A 3,976-nucleotide genomic window follows, 5' to 3' on the forward strand; every position below is an offset into this window, starting at 1 on the left:
GTGATGCCAGATGCCGAACCACGTTCATATGCTCCTGACGGCCGCTTCGGGGATTTACGAAGACGAGAATCCCCTACGGAATCCCGAACCATCGAACCATCCGTCCGCCATCATCCGCAATCAACGAGCGGCGTCTATTCTAAGCTCACCGCCACAAAGCTGTGGCTAATCAACCTTCCGCGCTCTCCCTGATATCCGCGTCACACCAGCAACTGTAATCTTCGTCTGAAAACCTCGGCCGCGAATCAGCTGGGGCGGCGGGCGGCTGGTCTTGGTGACACTCAACGCGCAATTTCTGGATTTCCTCGACTGGTGGCTCGGTGAGCTGCGAGGGGTCTGGCTGCGCGTTGTTCCTAAGCAGAAGCGATCTTCTACCGGTGACTGGATTGTCAGCATAGCGGATGATGGCATCCGCGCGCGTGCAGCGGGCGCGCCGGAATTTCAATCCATCCCTTTGCCGCCGAGCGCGTCGGCGGACGAGATCTTCGCGCAGCTCCAGACCGGGCCTCGTCGCAAGCGGCCGACGTTCGAAATCCAGATCCACCCGGGGTTTTTTCTGACGCGGCAACTAGCGGCGCGACGGCTGCCGCTTCGCCAGGCGGGAGCCATGGCCGAACTCGACTTGCTGGCCTCAACGCCGATAGACCCGGCTCAGGTGCATATCGTCTTCGCCGCGCGTCCGGAACAGAGCTGTCGCTACCATGTCGTCAAAACCAAGACGCTGGTGGCAGTCCTCGAAGCGGTCCGCCGAGCTGGAGGGTCGGTCAGATGCCTGTTGCTGACCGAAGCTGGAAGCACGCTCCGGGCCGATCCACTCAGCCTGACCGGCATCTGGCCCCTGACAAAACGCGACCGCAGCGCAAAGACCGCCTGGACGGTCGCGTGTTCAATCTTGATTGGCGCAGCGCTCATCACCTTAAGCCATGCGCAATGGCGTTATTGGCAGGCCGGCACGGAGCTGGACGCCCAAATCGCCGACGCTCAAATCCTAGCCAAGGCGGCGCGATCGTCGTTGCAGAAACGCCAGACCGGTATCGAGCAGGTCACAAGAATCCGCGAGGAGAAGAAGACGTCTGCCTCACTGGTTCGCGTCTGGGCCGAACTCACGCACCTGCTTCCAGACACGGCTTGGCTGACCGACTTGTCTGCCAAGGGCAGCGAGCTAACCATTACCGGCTTTTCGACTTCTGCGGCCGAATTGATCGAGCCGCTCGACGCATCGCCTCTGTTTGCGGCGCCTGAGTTCGCGGCACCTGTGGTTAAGGTTCCGGGTCAGGCCGGCGAGCGCTTCACTATCACGGCAAAGATCGGAGCGCTCTGACGATGCTCTCCGACATCCTCAATGCACGCCCGATGGTCCGCCGTCTAATCGCGCTGGCCATCGCGGCGACGGCAGCCTGCATCGCCGGCTGGGTGGTGTTCATCGCGTTTGACAGCATCGCCTCGGCAAGGGCCGGGATAGAGGAAAAACGAGAGATTCTCGGCCAGTTGCAGGCTGTGGCAGCATTGGCAAAGCGCCTCGACAGCGCTCCCGATCTCGCCGCCGCTGCAAATCCTGAATTCTTGACAGGCGAAAGCGAAGCCGTCATTCGCGGCGGGCTTCAGACCCGCTTGAATGCGATTGCGGCGTCGAATGGCGTGACGGTGCTGTCGGCCGGCAATGCACCGGCACTTAGTGAAGCAGGCCTGGATCTCATTGGGTTGAGGGCAAACCTTTCAGGACCTCTGGAAGGCGTCCACAATGCCATCCTCGCCATCGAAACCTCGCTTCCGATCTTGTTCATTCGAGAAGCCACCTTGCGGACGACGAATGTTGGACCGGCGGCGGGCCGAACGGGGGATCCGGAGCTTTTTGCCGAGATTCTGTTTTATGGGCCTCTGCAGACGAAGGTGGCATCGCCGTCTGGCGGTGCAAAGCCATGACCGGCAAATTCGCGGGGCTAGCCCTCGCGGCGGCGATTGCGGCCCTCGTTGCGTTCAATTTGGTGCTCTACGATACGCCTGTCGACACCGCACCAATCGGTTCCGCAAAGGCGCGCGATGGAGCGTTGGCACCGAGCTCGCCGGGATCGCTCCAGATTGCCGATCTGGACGGTGACTACACCGAAACTTTCGAACGGCCTCTCTTCAGCCCAACGCGCAGACAATTCGTGCCCGAGCCGGTCGAGCCGCAGCCAGTGGAAGTGGCTTCCGCGACGGTCGAGCAGCCGGCAGCGCAGAATGTTGCACCGGCAGTTGCGCCGTCACTGCTGGGGATCAGTATTCACGGCGGCTCGGCGCAGGCGCTGCTGCGGATCGCGGGAGCCGAAAGTGCTTTCTGGTACGGCAATGGCGAGACCGTCGATGGTTGGACGCTTTCGGCGATTGACAAGAATCAAGCCGTATTGGAGCGGGGGGGCAAGATCACTCGCCTCTCGCTTTATCCGTCAGTCCAGGACGGCCAGCCTGTCGGGAGCGTTGGCCAATGAGCGGCGATCGTTCTGGCGAGGAAAGCACAGACGCCGGCTTTTCGCTGGTTGCCGTGCTGGTCTTCATGCTGATCGTCTCCGCGATCGTCGTTCCCTTTGCCGTGACGGCAAAAACACGGTTGATGATCGCCAACAATGGGGTCGAGCAGGAGCGATTGTCGCTGCTTGCCGAAGGTCTGGCCAATGTGGTTTCGAGCGAATTGGCGGACGATCCAGGGGCGGGAAAGCTGAAGCTGGATGCCACGCCGACAGCCTGCCAATCGGGGGAATTCACCTTCGATGTCCGGATACAGCACCATGGCGGACTGATCGACCTCAATGCCGCGGACGATCGCTTGCTGTCGTTGGGGTTTGTATCGCTTGGTTTCGATCAGCGGACGTCCGAAGAGCTCGCGAAAGCCGCCATCGAGTTCCGGGGCAGCACGAATGCTTTCGGTGAACGGGCCGAGCCTGCAACGTCCGTTGGGCCAGCTCGAAACAAGGAGGCGCCGTTCGAATCCGTCTCCGAACTGCAGGAGTTTTCCGCACTTGCTTCGACGCCGCTGCATGATCTCCGTGATGTCTTCACGGTTTTTTCGAAGCGCGGCACGCTCGGCCTCGACCATGCTCCGAGCCCCCTTCGAACCGTGCTTGCCGGCGCATCAGTGAGTAGCGCTTCAATCACGCAAGGGGCTACCGAGGCCTCAACCTATTCCGTTCAAGTCACAGCAAGGCGAGATGGATCGGGAATTACAGGCCAGGCTGGATTTATCGTTGAGAAATTCCCGGCCAGCGCGGCAGGCTTTCGGCGTCTTTCAGGAAATCCCGCAGCGGACATCAGCGACCTCGCAGCGATGACACCTTCCAGATCTGCGAACTGCGAAGCGCTTTTTGGGGCTGAGGTAGCGCAGATGGTAAGGGAATGGGCGTCATGAACACGGTCGCCCGGACCTCCGGCGTCGAGGCGTTTCTCGCTTTTCTCGAAAGCGAGAAAGTGCTGAGCGCGCACGCAGCCCAACGCGCTTTGGGCGCGTCGAAGACATCGGGGCATCCGTTCGACACGGTGATGACCGAACTCGGGCTGATTGGCGAACAGGAGCTTGCAGGCAGCCTCAGCCGCTTCATGAACCTACCGTCGCCTGTCGACATTCCGGAGCAGTTCAATCCCGAGCTGTTTTCAAACATTCCGCTGATCTACCTGCGTGAAAATGCGATTCTTCCCCTGGAAATGGACGCCGAGCGGCTGGTTGTCGCCGTCGCCGATCCGTTCTCGTCGGCTATGATCGATGCGCTGGCCTTTCATTATGAACGGACGCCGGCCCTGAGAGTACTGCCAAGGCGCACGATTACCGAATGCATCGACCGGATCGAGCAGTCAGCTAAGGAAGCTATTTCACCTGATGCAGACGGTGCAGTCTCCTCGGATTTCGGCCCCGACGATCTCGAACGGTTGAAGGATTTTGCCCGCGAGGCGCCGATCGTCCGCTTTGTCGCCGACACCATCCACAAGGCGGTCGACGCGAGAGCCA

6 protein-coding genes are annotated in these 3,976 nt (G+C 60.8%); all 6 read left to right on the forward strand.

Annotated elements, in window-relative coordinates; genetic code table 11:
• The coding region (locus NKG95_RS33995) for a hypothetical protein (RefSeq protein ID WP_353043847.1) at positions 1-192 on the forward strand (192 nt) is incomplete at its 5' end.
• Positions 193-274: 82 nt separating this feature from the next.
• Positions 275-1,321: a PilN domain-containing protein gene (locus NKG95_RS34000; RefSeq protein ID WP_353043850.1), complete on the forward strand. Its 1,047-nt coding sequence runs from the start codon at positions 275-277 to the stop codon at positions 1,319-1,321.
• A gap of 2 nt (positions 1,322-1,323) precedes the next feature.
• Positions 1,324-1,923: a type II secretion system protein GspM gene (gene gspM, locus NKG95_RS34005; RefSeq protein WP_502914022.1), complete on the forward strand. Its 600-nt coding sequence runs from the start codon at positions 1,324-1,326 to the stop codon at positions 1,921-1,923.
• On the forward strand, positions 1,920-2,468 hold the full coding sequence (locus tag NKG95_RS34010; RefSeq protein ID WP_353043848.1) for a hypothetical protein: 549 nt from the start codon (positions 1,920-1,922) through the stop codon (positions 2,466-2,468). Before gspM ends, NKG95_RS34010 begins: the two co-directional genes overlap by 4 nt.
• Positions 2,469-2,533: 65 nt before the next feature.
• Entirely contained in the window at positions 2,534-3,382 is an 849-nt protein-coding gene (locus NKG95_RS34015; RefSeq protein WP_353043849.1) for a hypothetical protein, read from the forward strand.
• On the forward strand, positions 3,379-3,976 hold a 598-nt coding region (locus tag NKG95_RS34020), incomplete at its 3' end, for a GspE/PulE/PilB domain-containing protein (RefSeq protein ID WP_502914023.1). The genes NKG95_RS34015 and NKG95_RS34020, both read left to right, overlap by 4 nt.

Source organism: Mesorhizobium sp. M1423 (assembly GCF_040317575.1).
Taxonomy (GTDB): domain Bacteria; phylum Pseudomonadota; class Alphaproteobacteria; order Rhizobiales; family Rhizobiaceae; genus Mesorhizobium.